This window comes from uncultured Pseudokineococcus sp., assembly GCF_947499845.1.
Taxonomy (GTDB): Bacteria; Actinomycetota; Actinomycetes; order Actinomycetales; family Quadrisphaeraceae; genus Pseudokineococcus.
Map to the genome: position 1 here is coordinate 1 of NZ_CANMPM010000010.1, position 18,125 is coordinate 18,125.

14 protein-coding genes are annotated in these 18,125 nt (G+C 77.6%); 3 read left to right on the top strand and 11 right to left on the bottom strand.

The features are described 5' to 3' along the window. Nucleotides 1-109 precede the first annotated feature (109 nt). Together Q0789_RS10615 and Q0789_RS10620 are read right to left on the bottom strand one after the other, a co-directional pair. Entirely contained in the window at nt 110-2,584 is a 2,475-nt protein-coding gene (locus Q0789_RS10615; RefSeq protein WP_298804940.1) for a SpoIIE family protein phosphatase, read from the bottom strand. 81 nt (nt 2,585-2,665) lie between these two features. After that, the gene (locus Q0789_RS10620) at nt 2,666-3,313 is read right to left on the bottom strand and encodes a methyltransferase domain-containing protein (RefSeq protein WP_298804942.1); all 648 of its coding nucleotides are present in this window, start codon (nt 3,311-3,313) and stop codon (nt 2,666-2,668) included. 223 nt (nt 3,314-3,536) lie between these two features. Here Q0789_RS10620 and Q0789_RS10625 point away from each other — a divergent pair, with 223 nt between their 5' ends. Continuing rightward, the gene (locus tag Q0789_RS10625) at nt 3,537-5,069 is read left to right on the top strand and encodes an FAD-dependent oxidoreductase (protein ID WP_298804944.1); all 1,533 of its coding nucleotides are present in this window, start codon (nt 3,537-3,539) and stop codon (nt 5,067-5,069) included. A 351-nt stretch (nt 5,070-5,420) separates the two neighbouring features. On the opposite strand, the gene dnaB is transcribed toward Q0789_RS10625, so the two are convergent. From dnaB to Q0789_RS10640, 3 genes are all read right to left on the bottom strand, one after another. Next, complete coding sequence (gene dnaB / locus Q0789_RS10630) at nt 5,421-6,797, bottom strand: replicative DNA helicase (protein WP_298804946.1); 1,377 nt, start codon at nt 6,795-6,797, stop codon at nt 5,421-5,423. Between the two features lie 419 nt (nt 6,798-7,216). Further along, nucleotides 7,217-7,879: a TetR/AcrR family transcriptional regulator gene (locus tag Q0789_RS10635; RefSeq protein ID WP_298804948.1), complete on the bottom strand. Its 663-nt coding sequence runs from the start codon at nt 7,877-7,879 to the stop codon at nt 7,217-7,219. Between the two features lie 29 nt (nt 7,880-7,908). After that, on the bottom strand, nt 7,909-8,388 hold the full coding sequence (locus Q0789_RS10640; protein ID WP_298804950.1) for a hypothetical protein: 480 nt from the start codon (nt 8,386-8,388) through the stop codon (nt 7,909-7,911). Nucleotides 8,389-8,489: 101 nt separating this feature from the next. Between Q0789_RS10640 and Q0789_RS10645 the strand changes: the two genes are divergently transcribed. Further along, nucleotides 8,490-9,848, top strand: a complete 1,359-nt coding sequence (locus tag Q0789_RS10645; RefSeq protein WP_298804952.1) for an MATE family efflux transporter — start codon at nt 8,490-8,492, stop codon at nt 9,846-9,848. Between the two features lie 273 nt (nt 9,849-10,121). Here the strand turns inward: Q0789_RS10645 and rplI are convergent, their stop codons facing one another. The 6 genes from rplI to Q0789_RS10675 all read right to left on the bottom strand — a co-directional run bounded on the left by rplI (nt 10,122) and on the right by Q0789_RS10675 (nt 16,125). Then, nucleotides 10,122-10,571: a 50S ribosomal protein L9 gene (rplI, locus tag Q0789_RS10650; protein WP_298804954.1), complete on the bottom strand. Its 450-nt coding sequence runs from the start codon at nt 10,569-10,571 to the stop codon at nt 10,122-10,124. A gap of 14 nt (nt 10,572-10,585) precedes the next feature. After that, nucleotides 10,586-10,822 (bottom strand): 30S ribosomal protein S18, encoded by a 237-nt coding sequence (gene rpsR / locus Q0789_RS10655; protein WP_171203113.1) that lies wholly within the window; start codon nt 10,820-10,822, stop codon nt 10,586-10,588. Nucleotides 10,823-10,998: 176 nt separating this feature from the next. Further along, on the bottom strand, nt 10,999-11,571 hold the full coding sequence (locus Q0789_RS10660) for a single-stranded DNA-binding protein (RefSeq protein WP_298804955.1): 573 nt from the start codon (nt 11,569-11,571) through the stop codon (nt 10,999-11,001). Nucleotides 11,572-11,712: 141 nt separating this feature from the next. Next, on the bottom strand, nt 11,713-12,003 hold the full coding sequence (rpsF, locus tag Q0789_RS10665; protein WP_171203111.1) for a 30S ribosomal protein S6: 291 nt from the start codon (nt 12,001-12,003) through the stop codon (nt 11,713-11,715). Between the two features lie 161 nt (nt 12,004-12,164). Next, nucleotides 12,165-13,745, bottom strand: coding sequence for a hypothetical protein (locus Q0789_RS10670; protein ID WP_298804958.1), 1,581 nt, complete (start codon nt 13,743-13,745; stop codon nt 12,165-12,167). A 34-nt stretch (nt 13,746-13,779) separates the two neighbouring features. Beyond that, a complete protein-coding gene (locus tag Q0789_RS10675; protein ID WP_298804960.1) occupies nt 13,780-16,125 on the bottom strand; it encodes a transglycosylase domain-containing protein in 2,346 nt (781 codons plus the stop codon). Between the two features lie 577 nt (nt 16,126-16,702). On the opposite strand from Q0789_RS10675, the gene Q0789_RS10680 reads away from it, so the two are divergent. After that, nucleotides 16,703-18,115 (top strand): hypothetical protein, encoded by a 1,413-nt coding sequence (locus Q0789_RS10680; protein WP_298804962.1) that lies wholly within the window; start codon nt 16,703-16,705, stop codon nt 18,113-18,115. Nucleotides 18,116-18,125 lie beyond the last annotated feature (10 nt).

An 18,125-nucleotide genomic window follows, 5' to 3' on the forward strand; every position in this document is an offset into this window, starting at 1 on the left:
CCATGCTCCGCAACGCCACCCTCTACGAGCCCCGCCCCGCCCGCGCGGCTTGACCAACCTCATAGGGACACCCCCCCGGCGAGCCGGTGCCGCAGGAGCGGGGCGGGCGTCAGGCCGGCAGGTCCGGCGGCACCTCGGGCGGCACGACCTCCGGGCCCGCCTCGGCCGGGCGGGGGCCGTCCTGCGGGTGCAGGCGGACGGCGAGGAGCGCGACGTCGTCGTGGCTCGCCTCCGGGCGCAGCCGCTCGAGGAGCTCGTCGAGCACCTCCTCGAGCGGCAGGTGCGCGACGTCGGACAGCTCGCGCCGCAGGCGCGCCAGGCCCTCCTGCAGGCCCTGGTCGCGGCGCTCGACGAGGCCGTCGGTGTAGAGCAGCAGGGTGCTGCCGCGGTCGACGACGGCGGTGCCCTCGTGGCGCCGGGTGTCGGGCAGGATCCCGAGCAGCAGGTCGGTGCGGGCCGCCAGCAGCTGGTGCACCTCGCCGTCGGGCGTCGCGAGCATGGGCGGCGGGTGCCCCGCGTTGGACCACCGCAGGCGGGTCAGGCCCTCGGCGCGCATGTCCGGCGTCTGCTCGACGCGCACGACGACGGCGGTCGCCGTCGTCTCCAGCAGGAGGCCCTCCATCGCCGCGTCGAGGCCGGCCAGGGTCTCCGCCGGGCCGGCGCCGTGGTGGAAGGCGATGCCGCGCAGCAGTCCGCGCAGCTGGCCCATCGCCGCGGCCGCGGCCGTGTCGTGGCCGACGACGTCGCCGATGACGACGACGGTGTCGCCGCTGCGCTGGAGGAAGGCGTCGTACCAGTCGCCGCCCACGCGCGCGGCCTCCGCGGCCGGCACGTAGCGCACGGCGATCTCGGTGTGGTCGGGCGCCGGCGGCGCCGTGAGGAGGCTGCGCTGCAGCTCCTCCGCCAGCGACAGCTGGGCCCGGTAGAGCCGCGCGTTGTCGAGGCCGACGCCGGCGCGCTCCGCGAGCTGCCGGGCCACCGCCATGTCCTCCTCGCCCGGACCCTCGCGCCCGGCGCCGCGGAAGACGGTGAGGACGCCGAGCGTCCGCCCCCGCGCCACGAGCGGCACGATCGTCGCCCAGCGCGGCGCCAGGGTCGCCAGGACCTCCGCCGCACGGCCCGGCCGCAGGACCCGCGCGATGGACACGTGCGCCGGCTCGGGCACCTCGACCAGCTGCCCGACCGCGAGGGCGCGGTCGAGGTAGCTCGCGTCGTCGAGCGCCTCGAGCCGGTGGCGGGCGTAGACCTCGACGAGGGGCCGGAGGTCCTCCTCGGCGTGCCACCAGCCGACGTCCTGCAGGCGGCCGTCGTCGCGCACGAGGGTGACGACGGACCAGTCGGCGAGCAGCGGCACGACGAGGCGGGCCAGGCGCGCCACCGCCGCCTCGGGGTCCAGCGTCGCGGCGAGCTCGGCGCTGACGCGGGAGAGCACCTCGCGCCGCGCCGCCTCCTGGACCTCCCGCTCCTGCAGGGCGCGGCGCTCGGTGACGTCGGTGAAGTACACCGACAGCCCGTCGTCGACGGGGAAGGCGCGCACCTCGTACCAGCCGTCGAGCGGTGCCGGGTAGTACGCCTCGAAGGTGCGCGGACGCCCCTCGGCGACAGCGCGTCGGTACTCGACGTCGAAGGGGCTCCCCGGCTCGGCGGCGGCCGGGAAGAGGTTCCAGACGACCCGGCCGAGGAGCTCGTCGCGCCGGCGCCCGAGGAGCCGCTCGGCCTCGGCGTTGACGTAGGTGAAGCGCCACTCCCGGTCGACGGAGTAGAAGGCCGCGGACATGGACTCGAGCACGCGCCGCACGCCCGCCTCGGCCGACTGGACGTCGGTGACGTCGTAGGCGGCGCCGAGGAGGCGCAGGCGCCCGTCACCGCCGTGCAGCGCCCGGCCGCGCGCGGAGATCCACCGCACCACCCCGCCGGGGAGCACGATGCGGTACTCCGAGGCGAAGTCGCCGACCGCCTCGACCGCCGCCGTCACGTCCGCCATGACGCGGTCGCGGTCCTCCGGGTGCAGGCGAGCCTCGAAGTCGGCGAGGGAGCGGCCGAAGGTGGCCGGGTCGTAGCCGAAGATGGCGATGAGGCGGTCGTCCCACTCGAGGTGCGACGTCGCCACGTCGAGGTCGAAGCCGCCGACGCCGGCGGCCTCGATGGCGAGGCCCCAGCGCAGGCGGCTGCTCTCGAGCTCGTCGGCGAGGTCCCCGCGCTCGCCCTCGGTGACGACGGCGGCCGCCAGCTCGACGAGCACCGCCACCTCGTCCTCGGTCCACGGCCGCGGTGACGCGCTGTGGACGGCGAGCGCCCCCACCGGTCGGTCGCCCGCCAGGAGCGGGACGGCGAGCAGGGCGCCGACGTCGCCCGCCAGGACCTCGGGCGCCGCGGCGGTCCGCGCGTCGAGGACGGCGTCGGTGACGACGAGGGGTCCGTCGACGGCGGGCGCGAGCAGCGCGTCGGCGCGCAGGGCCGCGAGGTCGCCGTGGAGCCGCACGCCGTCGGCCGCGAGCACGCGGCGGGCGAGGCCGGCGAGCCGCTCGCGCGGGCTGGGGCCCTCCGGGGCCGGGGAGCCCGGGGGCGACGTCGGCGTCGTCATCGGCCCTCCTCGCTCGTCGGCCGCCCGTCATCCTGCCCGACGGGGCGGCCCACCGGGATCAGCCGGCGGGCCGCGCCCGCGCTACGACCGGCGTGGCACCGCACCGGCCCGCACCTCGACGTGGCCGCGGGCCAGGGTCGCCGCCCCGACGTCCTCGAGCTCCTCCTCGACGGCCCGCCAGGGGCGCGCCGCGACGTCCACGCCCCCGAGCGCGCACGCGGCCCGCGACGCCAGGCGCACCGGCAGCGTCCCCCGCGCCACCGTCGTGTCGACGACGGCCGCGCGGGCACCGGGCCGGGCCGCCGCGAGGGCCGTGGCCCACGCCCCCCGCCAGTCCGGCATGAGCGAGAGGCTGTAGGGCGCCAGCACCGCGTCGGCGGGCCCGCCGAGGACGTCCCGCAGGCGCGCGGCCGGCACCCGCTGCGCGTCGGCGAGCAGGAGGCGGACGCGGTCGGGGCCGAGGCGGGCGGCGCGTCGGCGCGCGGCGCCGAGCATGCTCGCGCTCGCGTCCAGCCCGAGCACGACGCCGTGGGGCCCGGCGGCGGCGAGGAGGGCCGGCAGGTCCGGGCCGGTGCCGCAGCCGACGACCAGGACCCTCGCGCCCGGTTCCACGTGGATCATCTCCACCGCCACCTCGCGGCCGGGGGCGTACAGCGGCTCGGCGGAGACGAGGTCGTACCAGCGGCCGAGGAGGGCGTAGCGCGTGCGCCCGGCGTCCGGTGCGGCCACGGGCGCCTCCTCGGGTCGGTGCCGCACGCACGGCCGATGCCTCCCGACGCCGTGGGTGAGGTCAGCGGGAAGAGGGCCCCAGCCTGCCGCCCGGCGCCCGCGCCGTCACGACGAGCGCTCCGGGGGGTCGTCCGCGAGACTGACGTCCCGACTCGTGGACGCCCCTCGACCTCCCGTCGACGGGAGCGACGACGGCGCCGCGGCGCCCGGAGGGAGAGCGAGCGTGACGTCACCGTCCGTGCGCCCCGACGACGACCCGTTCGACGTGCCCCGGGACGAGCCCGACCCCGCCGCGCGGACGTGGCCGGCGGGCTCGCGGCTCGACGACGCCGACGCGGCGACCGCGTGGGACCTCCTCGTCGTCGGCGGCGGGACGGCGGGGCTCGTGGGCGCGCAGACGGCCGCGGCCCTGGGAGCCCGGGTGCTGCTCGTCGAGCGCGACCGCACGGGCGGGGAGTGCCTGTGGTCCGGCTGCCTGCCGTCCAAGGCGCTGCTCGCGGCCGCCGCCGCGGCCGCGGACGCGCGCCGTGCGCACCGTCTGGGCGTGCGGGCCGAGGTCTCCGTCGACTTCCCCGCCGTCATGGCGCACGTGCGAGCGGCGGTCGAGGAGATCCGGCCGGTCGACGCCCCGGAGGCGCTCGAGGCCGCCGGGGTCCGCGCCGTCCGGGGCACCGTGCTCTTCACCGGCCCGACCACCGCCGCGGTGGACGGCCGGGAGGTGCGCTTCGCGCGCGCCCTCCTGGCCACCGGCTCGCAGCCGGCCGTCCTCACGCTGCCCGGCACCGACGGCGCCGCACCCCTCGTGCCCGACGACGTCTGGGACCTCGACGAGCTCCCCGACCGCCTCGCCGTCGTCGGCGGGGGCACCACGGGCGCCGAGATGGCCCAGGCCTTCGCCCGGCTCGGGTCGCGCGTCGTCCTCGTCGAGGCCGGCCCCCGCCTCCTGCCCGGCGAGGACGCCGACGCCGCGGCCGTCGTCGCGGACGCCCTGCGCGCCGACGGCGTCGACGTGCGCACCGGCGCCCGGGCCTCCTCCGTCCAGCCCGGCGCCGGCGGCGCGGGGGCGCTCGTCCTCGCCGACGGCACCGAGGTCCCCTACGACCGCCTGCTGCTCGCCGGCCCGCGCCGTCCCCGGCTCGAGGGCCTCGGGCTGCGCGCGGCCGGCGTCGAGGTGGGCGACGACGGGCAGCTCGTCCTCGACGGGCTGCGGACGACCAGCCCGCGCGTGTGGGCCGCCGGTGACGTCACGGGCGAGGACACCTACACCCACACGGCAGGCGTGCGCGGGTCCGACGCCGCCGTCGCCGCGGTGCTCGGCCTGCCCCGTCGCCCCAGCCCCGTGGTCCCCCGCGTCACCTTCACCGACCCCGAGCTCGCCGCCGTCGGCGAGCCCACGACGGGCGCACGGCCGGGACGGCGCGTGCTGCACCAGGCGCACGACCACGTGGACCGCGCCGTCGCCGAGGGCCGCACCGAGGGCTTCACGCGCGTCGTCGTCGACCGCCGCGGCCGGGTGCGCGGCGCCACCGTCGTCGGCCCCCGCGCCGGCGAGGTGCTCGCCGAGCTCACCGCCGCCGTCGTCGACGGGACGACGACCAGCGCCCTCGTCGCGCGCACCCACCCCTACCCCACGTACGGCGACGGGCCGTGGAACGCGGCGATCGCCGACTACCGGCGCTGGCTCGGCACCGCCCCGGTGCGGGCGGTGACGGGAGCGCTCGTCGCCGTCCGGCGGCGGCTGCCCGTGCGGGACTGAGCCCACCGCGCGTCCGGTCGGGTCCGCGCGTCCGGTCGGGTCCGCGCGTCCGGTCGGGTCCGCGCGTCCGGTCGGGTCCGCGGGCGGGGTCGCGCGCGCTCCGGCACTGGCTCGGCGCTCTGCGGCCGGGTGCCGCTGGGGTCCGGGCGCCGGCCTGACGTGCACTCCGCGCACACGGCCCCGACCGCTCGTGCATCCCTCCGGGCCTGGGGTGCTCCCCGCGCGCGTGCCCCGCCCGCTCGTGCATCCGTCCGGCCTCGGGTGCTCCCCGCCCGCACCGCCCGCCCACTCGTGCGCCGAGCGGGTCGCCGGCGCCGCCGCTCGCCCCGAGAGGGCCGCGCCCTCCGTCTCTCAGCCGCCCTGGGCCATGTCGACGAAGCGCGAGTAGTGGCCCTGGAAGGCGACGGTGATGGTGTCGGTGGGCCCGTTGCGGTGCTTGGCGACGATGAGGTCGGCCTCGCCGGCGCGCGGGGACTCGCGCTCGTAGGCGTCCTCGCGGTGCAGGAGGATCACCATGTCGGCGTCCTGCTCGATCGAGCCCGACTCGCGCAGGTCGGACATCGCGGGCCGCTTGTCGGTGCGCTGCTCGGGTCCGCGGTTGAGCTGCGAGATGGCGATGACGGGCACCTCGAGCTCCTTGGCGAGGAGCTTGAGCGCGCGGGAGAACTCCGAGACCTCCTGCTGGCGGCTCTCCACGCGCTTGCCGGAGCTCATGAGCTGCAGGTAGTCGATGACGACGAGCTTGAGCCCGTGCCGCTGCTTGAGCCGGCGGCACTTCGACCGGATCTCCATGAGCGACATGTTGGGCGAGTCGTCGATGAACAGCGGCGCCTCGCTGACCTTGCCCATGGTGCGGGCGAGGCGCGTCCAGTCCTCCTCGCGCATCGTGCCCTTGCGCATGTGCTGCAGCGAGACCGTCGCCTCGGCCGACAGCAAGCGCATGGTGATCTCGTTGCGGCTCATCTCGAGCGAGAAGACGACCGCGGGCAAGCCATTCTTTATCGCCGCAGAACGCGCAATATCTAATCCCACAGTCGATTTCCCGATCGCTGGCCTCGCGGCGATGACGATCATCTGGCCGGCGTGGAGGCCGTTGGTCAGCTGGTCGAGGTCCGCGAAGCCCGTCGGCACGCCCACCATGCCCTCGCCGCGGTGGCTCGAGGCCTCGATCTCGTCGATCGTGCCCTCGATGATGTCGGCGATGGGCAGGTAGTCCTCGCTGCTGCGCCGCTCGGTGACCTTGTAGACCTCCGCCTGCGCGGAGTCGACGATGCCGTCGACGTCGCCCCCGCCCGCGGCGTAGCCCATCTGCACGATGCGGGTGCCGGCCTCGACGAGGCGCCGCAGCACGGCGCGCTCGCGCACGATCTCGGCGTAGTAGCCCGCGTTGGCCGCCGTGGGGACCGACGCGATGAGGGTGTGCAGGTAGGCCGCGCCGCCGACCCGGCCGAGGTCGCCCCGGCGGTTGAGCTCGGCGGCCACCGTGACGGCGTCGGCGGGCTCGCCCCGCCCGTAGAGGTCGGTGATGGCCTCGAAGACGCTCTCGTGGTTCGGCCGGTAGAAGTCGGTGCTGCGGAGCACCTCGACGACGTCGGCGATGGCGTCCTTGCTGAGCATCATGCCGCCGAGGACGCTCTGCTCCGCGGCGACGTCCTGCGGCGGCGTGCGCCCCAGGTCCTCCGACGGCGGACCGGACGTCTCGAACCTGTCGACCTCCGCCAGGCTCATGCGCCCACCCGCCCTCTCCCACCTCGGTGCCCCGCGCCGACCGTCTCCGGCACCGGGCTGCGCGGGCCTCCGGGAGGTCCGCCCGCCGGACGCTAGGGGCGGCCACCGACAGCCGTCGAACCGCGCACGCACACCCCCTGTGCACAGCGCTGTGAACACCTGTGGACAGGCTCGGCGCGGCGTCCACAGGCCGTGGACAGAGGTGTGGACGGTCGCCGCCCGCCACGTCCGCGCACGGCCCGTGACCAGCACCGACGTCGTGCACCGGGTGTGGACGCCGACGTGACGAGCATGTGTCCACGCCTCGGACGCGCGGTGTCCGTCCGGTCCGGGCGGCGCGGTCCTGGCGCGCTCGTGGCGCGCTGCGGGCGCGGTGGGCGGACCGACCGGCGTCACGGAGGGTCGCCCGACGGCGGAGGTCAGGGGGCCGCTCGGAGGAGGGCGTCGACGTCGGCCCGCAGGACGGCGTGGGCGGTCGCCACGTCCGGCACCGTGCCGCTGAGCAGCCCCAGGGCCAGGCCGTCCGCGCGGGTGAGGAGCGCCGTCACGGCGGTCGCCGCGCGCCCCGCGTCGAGGGCCCCCTCGTCCACGAGGCGGTCCACCCACGTGCGGACCCGCTCCGCCGTCGCCTGCACGCCGCCCTCGAGCAGGGCCCGGCCCAGCGGCGTGGCGCGTGGGCCGACGGCGTCGGTGAGCAGCGCCGCCCACGGCTCGAGCAGGTGGAGCTGCGCGTCGTCCGCCGGGAGGAGCTGGGCGACGCACTCGGCGAGGCGGTCCGCGGCCGGCACGTCCCGCTCCGCGATGCGCCGGTCGTCGAGGTGGGGGTCCACGGCCCGCCGGGCCACCGCGACGAGGAGGTCCTCCTGGCGCGGGAACCAGTAGCGCAGCGTGCTGGCGCCGAGTCCGGCGCGCTGCGCGACGGCGCGCACGGACACCGCCGCGTAGCCGGCCTCGGCGACGAGCTCCTCGGCGGCGCGCAGCAGCTGCTCGCGGCGGTCGACCGCGCTGCGCACGCCGGCCGGGGCGCCCCCGGCCGGGTCCGCGGCGAGGGGTCCTCCGGCGCCCCGCCCCCCGGCGGTCACGTCGTCCGCGTCCCGGGCGCCGTCCACCGTCAGCCCTCGACGGCGTAGAGGCCCGCCGTCGCCAGCCCGCCGAAGGCGAGGCCCCAGAGCACGATGGACACGACCTGCCACAGCACCACCTGGCGCCGGTCGGCGCCGAAGGCGACGAGGGCGCCCGAGGTGATCTGGCTGGGGAGCACCGTCTGCCCGAGCAGGCTCACGCCGGGGACCCCGAAGCGGTCGAACCGGCGGCGCAGCTTCTCGGTCCGCGGCGACGGCGGGCGCGGCTCCCGCCGCGAGCGCAGGCGCCGGCGCACCGCGTCCCCGGCGGTGACGACGAGCACCATGCTGAGGACGTTGCCCGCCACCGCCGCCACCAGGGCGATGGCGAACGGGACGCCGACGACGACGCCCACCGCTGTCGCGCCGTAGCTCTCGACGAAGGGGATCGCCCCTCCGACGAGCAGCACCACCCACTGCCACACCGCGTCGGTGGCCTCCACCCGCGCCTGGACCTCTTCGAGCCCCACGTCGTCCTCCTCGTCTGCGTCCTGCGGTCGTAGCACACCGTACTAGCGATTGGCGCAGCGTGCTAGAGGGCGATGCGTCCACGGCTGCGACCATCTCGCCCGTGCCGCGACTGCCCTCCGCCCTCCGGCCGCGAGCGCTCGACCGGGAGGTCGCGCGCCTCGCCGTCCCGGCCTTCGCCGCGCTCGTCGCCGAACCGCTGTTCCTCCTGGCGGACTCGGCGGTCGTCGGCTCGCTCGGCGTCGTCCCGCTCGCCGGCCTGGGCGCCGCCGGGACGGTCCTGACGACGGCCGTCGGCGTGTTCGTCTTCCTCGCCTACGCCACGACGGCCGCGGTGGCCCGCCGCCTCGGGGCGGACGACCTCCCCGCGGCCCTGCGCCAGGGCGTGGACGGGATGTGGCTGGCCCTCGTGCTCGGCCTCGTCACCGCTGCCGCGGCGTGGCCGCTGGCCCGGGACCTCGCCCTCGCGCTGGGGACGAGCCCCGAGGTCGCCGACGCCGCCGCGACGTACCTGCGCGCCTCGCTGCCGGGCCTGCCGGCCATGCTCGTCGTCCTGGCCGCCACCGGGGTGCTGCGAGGGCTGCAGGACACGCGGACGCCGCTCGTGGTCACCGTCAGCGGGGCGCTCGTCAACGTGCCGCTCAACGTGGTCCTCGTCCTCGGCCCCGGGCCCTTCCCCGCCCTCGGCATCGCCGGCAGCGGCCTGGGGACGGCGGTGGCCCAGCTCGGCATGGCCGCGGCGCTCGTGGTCGTCGTCGTCCGGGGCGCGCGGCGCCACGGCGTCCCCCTGGCCCCCGGGGGTGCGGGCGTGCTGCGCTCGGCGCGCGACGGCCTGCCGCTGCTCGCCCGGACCCTCACGCTGCGCGCCACCCTCCTGCTGACGACCGCGGCGGCCGCCCGCTCCGGCGACACGGCCCTGGCGGCCCACCAGGTCGTCGTGACGATCTGGTCGGCCCTGGCGCTGGGCCTCGACGCCCTCGCCATCGCCGGGCAGGCGATCACCGGACGCACGCTCGGGGCGGGGGACGTCGGCGCGACCCGCGACGTCCTGCGGCGCCTCGTCGGCTGGGGCGCGGTCCTCGGCGTCCTCAGCGGCGTCGTCGTCCTCGCCGGGCGCGACCTCGTGGCCCCGCTCTTCTCGCCGGACGACGGCGTCCGGACGGCGATCGCCGCCGCGCTCGTCGTCGTCGCCCTGGCCCAGCCGCTGGCGGCGTACGTCTTCGTCCTCGACGGCGTCCTCATCGGCGCCGGCGACGGGCGCTACCTCGCGCTCGCCGGGCTCGTGGGGCTGCTCGCCTACGCGCCCCTCGTCGTCGCCGTCGTCACGTGGGCGCCGGAGAGCGCGGCGGGGCTCGTCTGGCTCTGGGTCGCCTTCGCCGGCGGCTTCATGGCCGTCCGCGGCGTCACGCTCTGGCACCGCGCCCGCGGTGACGCCTGGGCCGTGACGGGCGCCGTCCGCTGAGCGCCCCCGGCCGGGTGCTCTGACGACGGAGCGCCCCCGTAGAGGCCCCCGCCGTGCACCCTGACGACGAAGTGTCGGGAAGGAGAGCTCCTGGCGGGCAGAGTGACGACGAAGTGCCCGGTCAGCGCCCGCCGCCCCGGCACGGTGACGACGAAGTGCCCGGGGGGACCGCGGGCCGGTGCTCTGGCGACGAGGTGCGAGGGCCGGCGGACGACGACGGCCCCCTCGCCGCGGGGGCGAGGGGGCCGTCGTCGGTGGTGCTGGTGCGGCGCGTCAGGCCGAGGGGACGACCTCGACGTCGACGCTGGCCTGCACGTCCGGGTGGAGCCGGACGGTGACCGTGTAGCTGCCGAGGGACTTGATCGGCTGGCCGATCTCGACCTTGCGGCGGTCGACGTCCTTGCCGGTGGCGGCGCGGACGGCCTCGGCCACGTCGGCCGGGGTGATGGCGCCGAAGAGGCGACCGCCCTGGCCCGCGTTGGCGGACAGGCGCACGGGCTGCTCCTGCAGGGTGGCGCGCACGCTCTGCGCCTCCTCGACCGACGCGATCTCGCGGGCGCGGCGCGCACGGCGGATGTCGTCGACCTGCTTCTGGCCGCCCTTGGTCCAGGGCGTCGCCAGGCTGCGCGGGAGCAGGTAGTTGCGCCCGTAGCCGTCCTTGACCTCGACGACCTCGCCGGGCTCGCCGAGGCCGGAGACCTCCTGCGTCAGGATGAGCTTCATCTCGTGCCCCTTCCTCAGCGCGCGGAGCTGCTGTAGGGCAGCAGCGCCATCTCGCGGGCGTTCTTGATCGCCTTGGCCACCTGGCGCTGCTGCTGGACGGAGACGCCCGTCACCCGGCGGGCGCGGATCTTGCCCCGGTCGGAGATGAACTTCCGCAGCAGCGCGGTGTCCTTGTAGTCGACGTAGCTGATCTTCGCCGCCTTGAGCGGGTTCGACTTCTTCTTCGGCTTGCGGAGAGCCGGCTTGGCCATCGTGGAGCTCCTCGTCTGGAGCCCGGGTCCTGCCGAGGGCCCGGGATGGGGGTGGGGAGGGCCGACGGGACCGGGTGGTCCCGAGGGCCGGCGGCGGCGCGTGCGCGCCGCCGCGGGGAGCGGCACCGGCGGGCCGGTGCCGCGCGCGACCGAGGTGGTGGGTCGCGGACGTCGGGCTAGAAGGGCGGCTCGTCGCTCTGGCCGCCGCCCCAGCCGCCGCCGGAGGGCTGCTGCCCGCCGCCGGAGGACGGGCCGGTGGCCCACGGGTCGTCCTGGCCGTAGCCGCCGGACTGCTGGCCGCCGCCCTGCTGCTGGCCGCCGCCGTAGCCGCCGCCCTGCTGGCCACCGCCGCCGCCGAAGCCGCCACCACCGCCGCCGCCGCCGCGCTGCGTGCGCTGGGCCTTGGCCGTGGCGTAGCGCAGCGACGGGCCGACCTCGTCGGCCTGCAGCTCGTTGACGGTGCGGTTCTCGCCCTCCTTGGTCTGGAAGGACCGGGAGACGAGGCGGCCGGTGACGATGACGCGCTGGCCCTTGCCGAGCGACTCGGCGACGTTCTCCGCCGCCTCGCGCCAGATGGAGCAGCGCATGAACAGCGTCTCGCCGTCCTTCCACTCGTTGCTCTGGCGGTCGAACTGCCGGGGCGTGGAGGCGACGGTGAAGTTGGCCACGGCCGCCCCCGAGGGGGTGAAGCGCAGCTCGGGGTCGGCGGTCAAATTCCCGACCAGGGTGATCTGGGTCTCGCCTGCCATGGCTCCTCCTCGCGGGGTGGACGGTGCCCGGGTGGGCGCGGACCGCCGGGGGGCGGGCCGCTCGGTCGCCCGGAGGCTAGGGCCGGGGGCTGACGACGCGCAGGCGCCGTGCACACCCCCGCCCGACCGGGCGGCGAGGGGTCAGTGGAGCTCGGGGCGGACGAGCTTGGTCCGCAGGACCGACTCGTTGAGGTTGAGCTGGCGGTCCAGCTCCTTGGCGACGTCGGGCTCGGCCTTCATGTCGACGACCGCGTAGATGCCCTCGGCCTTCTTGCCGATCTCGTAGGCCAGCCGGCGCTTGCCCCAGATGTCGACCTTGTCGATCGAGCCGCCGCCGCGGCGGACGACGTCGAGGAACTTGTCGAGCGACGGGGCGACGGTGCGCTCCTCGAGCTCGGCGTCCAGGATGATCATCATCTCGTAGTGACGCATGCGAGTACCCCACCTCCTGTGGTCTTCGCGGCCACGGTCTCTCCGTGGCAGGAGGGTGTCTGCGTCGCGGACCCGGGCCTCCCGCGCTCAGGGCGCACGGGTGCCGCGGGGCCGGTCGGGCACCAGGGTAGCGGCCCGGCGGAGCGGCTCCGGCCGCCGCCTCAGGCGGGGTCGCCCGGCGCTGCGCCCGCGACCTCGTGCTCGGGCGGGCGCGCCGGGTCGTCGGCGCCCAGGTGCGGCGCCGCGCGGGGCGCCCGGACGACGTCGTGCTCCGGCTCGAGCGACGCGAGGACGGCGCCGCGGGCCAGCACGACCAGCATCCCGAGCCGGGCGACGACGAGCACGGCGTAGGCCCACGGCGGCAGCCCGCGGTCGGGCACGGAGAGGCCGTAGAGGTAGAGCCAGGTGCCCGTGGCCGCCGCCGCCTCGACCGCGCCCCAGACGAGCAGGAGCCGCCAGCGCGGCAGCGCGAGGACGGCGAGGGGCAGGACGAGCACGGCCGCCTGGGGCGGGAGGGCCGGGGCGGGCGCGAGGACGGCGAGCAGCAGCAGGAGGGCGAGGACGGGCACGCGAGGGGCCCGGGGCGCCCGCAGCGCGAGGACGGCGGTCCCGGCGACCCCCGCGGCCGTGAGCAGCACCGAGCCCGCCGTCGTCGTGACGTCGGCGGGCGGGGCCCCGGCGAGGTCGCCGAGCAGCCAGGCCGAGCCGTAGCCGGGGCCGGCCGTGACGCGCGCCGTCACCGCGCCGGCCCAGACCTCGGGGCTGCGCAGGAGGACCGGCAGCCCGCCCACCACCCACACGAGCAGGGCGACGAGCGCCGTGCGGACCTCCGGGGCGACGAGCGGCTGGCGCACCTCGTCGTCCTCGTCGCCGTCGATGTCGTCGCCCGGGCCGGCCGCCGCGCCCGCCTCCGGCCGCTCGGCGCGGGCCGCCGCGTCGTCGCGCCGGCGGCGCCAGCGCACGAGCAGCAGGGCCCCGCCGACCGCGAGCCCGACCGGCGGCGCGACGAGCGCCGCCAGCCCCAGCAGCATCCCCGCCGCGAGCGCGCGCCCCCGCGAGGAGGCCCACAGGGCGCCCACCGCCAGGGCGGCGGGCAGGAGCTGGACGCCGACGAGGGCGCACGCCAGGACGACCGGCGAGGCGCCCACGAGGACGGCGTCGTAGGGGCGGCGCCCCGACAGGTGGGCCACCCCGGCGACGAGGACGACGAGCGCCACCGCGCCGAGGACGACGGAGGCGTCGAAGACGTCGCGCGGCCCGTCGGCGCCCTCCGCGCCGACGAGGCGCCCGAGGCCCCACAGGAGCCAGCCCACGCCGAGGGGCGCCGTCAGCGGCGCGTCCTCGGAGAAGCGCTCGAGGTAGGGCACCACCTGGTCCAGGGACGCGGTGGCGAAGAGGGCCGGCACGTCGCTGTAGCAGGCGTGGGTGTAGACGCCGGGCGAGGCCCACAGCGTCTCCCGGCAGTGCTCGCGCAGCAGCACGGCCGCCGCCAGCACGACGAGGCCGAGGGCGCTGCCCGCCGCGAGGGCTCCCCGCAGGGGCCGCCGGCCCGTGCGCACGCGCCGTCCCGCCGGCCCTCCGAGGACGGGCGAGGCCGCGGCCACCACGGCGTCGTCGTGGGTGGGCAGCACGACCGCCGCGCCGTCGTCGTCCGACGCGCGCGCCCCCACGGACGCGCGCCCCTCCACCGGGTCGCCCCGGTGCGGGGCCCGGCGCGCGACGACGTCGTCCTGCGGGCTCACGCGGGTGATCCTCGCAGGCGCGGGTGCGCGCGGGTCAGCCGTCCGCTCGAGAGGCGTCGCTGCCGGGGCCCGGGGCCGGTGGGGTCTGCGGCCCGTCGCCCGGCCGGGCCACCTCGCCCGCGGCACCGGCCTCCCCCGTGGAGGGCGTCACCGGCGGCGGCGACGGCTCCTGCGGCGCGGGCGGCCGCGTCGCCGTGGGACGCGGGGCCTCCGGCTGCTGCGTGGGCTCAGGGGCGGGCTCGGGCTCTGCGGGCGTCGTCGCCGTCGGCGCGGGCGCCTGCGTGGGCTCCGGCGCCGCGGTGGTGGGCGCGGCGGAGGGCTCGGACGTCGGCTCGGGCGCCGGGGCGGGCGCGGGCGCCGGGCGCGAGGACGACCCCGACGAGCTGTCGCGCTCGCGCTCGGAGGAGCTGCTGCGCGACCGCGAGGTGCTCGTCGAGCCGATGTCGGCGCGCTCGGGGAAGTCGACGACCGGCATCCCGGCGGTGGCCGTGGCCATGTAGGCCTGCCAGATGCGGGTGGGGTAGGAGGAGCCGGTGACGGAGCTGACGTCGTCCGACCAGGGCTCCATGCCGCCCTCGCTGCCCGGCTTGGTCGTGAAGACGGACACGACCGTGGCGAGCTGGGGGGTGTAGCCGGCGAACCACGCCGACCGCGCCTCGTCCGTCGTCCCCGTCTTGCCCGCCGCCGGACGGCCGAGGTCGATGGTCCGGCGCACGGACCCCTCCTCCACGACCTGCGAGAGCGCGTACGTCGTGTCCGCCATGACGGCCTCGTCGAAGACGCGCTCGCCGCCCGTCTGGGCGCGGAAGACCTCCTCGCCGTCCTGCGTGACGGCGCTGACGACGTGCGGCGTCGTGCGCACGCCCTGCGCGGCGAAGGTGGCGTACGCCCGCGCCATGTCGACGACCTTGGGCGAGGGGGTCCCGAGGACGTTGCTCAGCACCGGCGGCTCGAGCTCCTCCGTGTCCGCCGGCAGGCCCGCCCGCTCCGCGACGTCGGCCGTCGCCTCGGCGCCCACCTCGATGTTGAGCGGCACGAAGATCGTGTTGGTGGAGTCGACCGTCGCCTCGACGAGGCTCTGGCGCCCGTGGCTCTCGCCCCCGAAGTTGCCGACCCGCACCCGCTCCCCCTTGCCGTCGCGGTACTCGTCGAAGTACTGCGGGCTGTAGCCGGGGAAGCGCGTGCGCAGCGAGATGCCGTCCTCGAGCGCGGCGACGAGGGTGAAGGGCTTGAAGATGGAGCCGGCCTGCACGTTCTCCTGGGTCGCCATGTTGAGCTGGCGCTGCAGGTAGTCCGGCCCGCCGTACATGGCCCGGACGGAGCCGTCGGCGGGATCGATCGACACCAGGGCGGCGGCGACGTCCTCCGGCCGGCCTTCCGACGGGAAGGCCTCCGGGTCCTGCATCGCCGCGACCGCGGCCGCCTGCATGCCGGCGTCGAAGGTCGTCGTGATGGACAGCCCCCCGCCGTCGAGCTCGTCCTCGGTGAACCCGCCGCGGGTCGTCAGCTCGTCGCGCACGGCCTGCAGGAGGTGGCCGGTGGGGCCGGCGTAGGTCTGCTCGTCCTGCTGCTGGACTGTCTCGGGGAGCTCGAGGCCGTCGCGCTCGGCCTGCGTGACGGCGCCCGTCTCGACCATGCCGTCGACGACGTACTCCCAGCGGCGCTCGGCCGCCTCCGGGTCGACCGCGGGGTCGTAGGCCGACGGCGCCGGGACGATCCCGGCGAGGAGCGCGGCCTGCGCCGTGGTCAGCTGGCCGACGTCGACGCCGAAGTAGGCCTGCGCCGCCTCCTGCACCCCGTAGGCGCCCCGGCCGAAGTAGATGGTGTTGAGGTAGTCGGTGAGGATCTGGTCCTTGTCGAGCTCGTTGTCGACCTTGAGGGCGATGAAGGCCTCGCGGACCTTGCGCTGCAGCGACTGCGTGTCGTCGCCCGTGTAGTAGTTCTTCACGTACTGCTGGGTGATCGTCGAGCCGCCCTGCGTGGCGTTGCCCCGGAGGTTCGAGACGAAGGCGCGGGCGATGCCCGTGGGCGAGACCCCGCGGTTCTCGTAGAAGCTCCGGTCCTCCGCCGCGATGATCGCGTCCCTCATGTCCTGCGGGATCGCGTCCGTCGTCACCGGCGTGCGGTTGACGTCGGCGAAGGTGCCGAGCACCGTCGTCCCGTCCGCGTAGTAGACGGTCGTCGTCGCCTTCTGCCCCAGCTCGGTCGGCTCCGGGACGTCCGTCGTCGCGTAGCCGTAGGCGAACGCCGCCCCGCCGAGCACCGCGCCCCCGAGGAGGAGGGCGAGGAGCACCAGCAGGACGCGGCGGCCGGTGGAGCGGCGCCGCCGCGGCGCGGGGCGTCGGGCGGGGCGGGAGGTGGGTCGGGGGGCTGCTGCCACAGGTGGTCGTCCCTCGGTCGTCCGTCGTCGGCACCGGTCGCGTGCCTGGTCGGCCCGGGCCGGGGCCGGCGGGGGACGGCGGCGCCGTCCTCGTGGACGACCCCGTGACGGGGCGTCCTCGTCGTGCCGGACCGGTCGACGCCGGTCCCGTCGTGCGGGGCCGTCACCCGTCAGGGTGATCGGCACGGGCGCTCGGGTGCTTGAGCGCCGTGTCCTCACCGCGCTCGAGCGCGGTGCCCCGGCCCCCGGCGGCGCTCGTCGCGACCCGCCGGCGCCCGAGAGTATGCGCACCCAGCCTGGGCGGACGCTGACGGCGAGCCCCGGTCGTCCCGGGACCCGCGCGTCCGGGCGGCATCGACAACGCCCCTCGGGCGCGCCGTCATCCCGCAGGCCCCGGCGGCTCACAGGGCGACATGGCCACACATCGCCCACCCCCCGCCCCCCCGAGGGGCGACATGGCCACACATCGCCCACCCCCCGACGCCCAAGGGGCGACATGGCCACACATCGCCCACCCGGCGCGCCCGGGGCGACACGACCGCACCTCGCCGCCGGGGCCGAGGGGGACCATGGCGTCGTGGACGCGACCCCGGCCCCGCCCCGGGGCGAGCCGCCGGACGCGGCGAGGGGGAGGGGGCGGGGGCGGGCCACGGCCGGGCTCGCCGCGCTGCCGCGGCTGGTGCGCGGGCGCGGCCTGCGGCGGCTGCTCGTCGTCCGCCTCCTGTCCCAGTCGGGGGACGGGGCCTTCCAGCTCGGCCTGGCGGGGCTCCTGCTCTTCTCGCCCGAGCGCGCGCCGACGTCGCTCGCGGTCGCGGGCCTGCTCGCCCTGGTCCTGCTGCCGTACACGCTCGTCGGGCCGCTCGTCGGCACGCTGCTGGACCGCTGGCGGCGCCGCTCCGTGCTCGTCGGCGCCGGCGCGCTACGGGCGCTCGCCGTCCTCGCGACGGCGGGCGTGGTCCTCGCCGGCCCGGCCGTCTCGGACGCGCTACTCGTGCCGGCCGTCCTCGTCGTCCTGTCCGTCAACCGCCTCGTCCTCGCGGCCCTGGGCGCGGGGCTGCCCGCCGTCGTCGCCGGCCGCGACCTCGTCCTCGCCAGCGCCGTCGTCCCGACAGTCGGCACGCTGGCGCTGGCCCTCGGCGCCGGGGCCGGCACGGCGGTGCGGCTCGGGGCCGGCGGCGCAGGCGCCGACGGCCTCGTGCTCGTGCTCGCCGCCGCCCTCGTCGCCGCGTCCGCCGGGGCGGCCGCGCGCCTGCGGCCCGCCGAGCTCGGCGGGGGCGGGCCCCCGACGACCGGCCCCCGGGCCGCGCGGGGGCCGGCCGGCGCCCTGCGGGAGCTGCGCGACGGCCTCCGCCACCTCGCCGCTCGGCCCGCCGCCGCCCGCGCCGTCGTCGCGCTGGGGGCGTCGCGGGCGGCCTACGGCGTCCTGCTCGTGCTCGTCGTCGTCCTCGCCCGCACGCGGCTGGCCCCCGTGGACGACGCGGACGCCGCCCTCGCGCTCACCGGCCTCGTCCTCGGCGGGGTGTCCGTCGGCGTCGCGGTCGCCGTCGCGGTGACGCCGAGCGCCGCCGCGCGCTGGGGCCCGCGCCCCTGGGGCGCGGCCTGCCTCGCGCTCGGGGCGCTGGCCGCGGCGGCGCTCGCCGCGGCCCTGCCGGTCGGCGCCGTCGCCGTCGCCGCCCTCGTCGGGGGCGGTGCCCTGCTCGGCCTCGGCGGGCAGGGGCTGAAGATCTGCGTGGACGCCGTCGTGCTGCGGGCCGTCGACGAGGAGCACCGGGGCCGCGTCGTCGCCGTCCACGACGCCGTCTTCAACGGGTGCTTCGTCCTCGGCGCCCTCGTGGCGGCGCTCGTCCTGCCGCTCGGGCCGTCGGACGCCGCCGTGGCGGGCCTGCTGGTGCCGCTCGCGGCGCTCCTCGTGGCCGCGTCCGCGCTCATGGGCGGGCGACGGCACCGCGCGCCAGCGGCAGGCGCCGCCCCCGGCGACGCGCAGGGCTGACGGCGCCCGG

Bases quoted from the DNA above. Each gene is read 5' to 3' on its own strand.
- Q0789_RS10615 (WP_298804940.1), bottom strand. From the start codon at position 2,584: ATGACGACGCCGACGTCGCCCCCGGGCTCCCCGGCCCCGGAGGGCCCC.
- rpsR (WP_171203113.1), bottom strand. From the start codon at position 10,822: ATGGCCAAGCCGGCTCTCCGCAAGCCGAAGAAGAAGTCGAACCCGCTC.
- rplI (WP_298804954.1), bottom strand. From the start codon at position 10,571: ATGAAGCTCATCCTGACGCAGGAGGTCTCCGGCCTCGGCGAGCCCGGC.
- dnaB (WP_298804946.1), bottom strand. From the start codon at position 6,797: ATGAGCCTGGCGGAGGTCGACAGGTTCGAGACGTCCGGTCCGCCGTCG.
- Q0789_RS10660 (WP_298804955.1), bottom strand. From the start codon at position 11,571: ATGGCAGGCGAGACCCAGATCACCCTGGTCGGGAATTTGACCGCCGAC.
- rpsF (WP_171203111.1), bottom strand. From the start codon at position 12,003: ATGCGTCACTACGAGATGATGATCATCCTGGACGCCGAGCTCGAGGAG.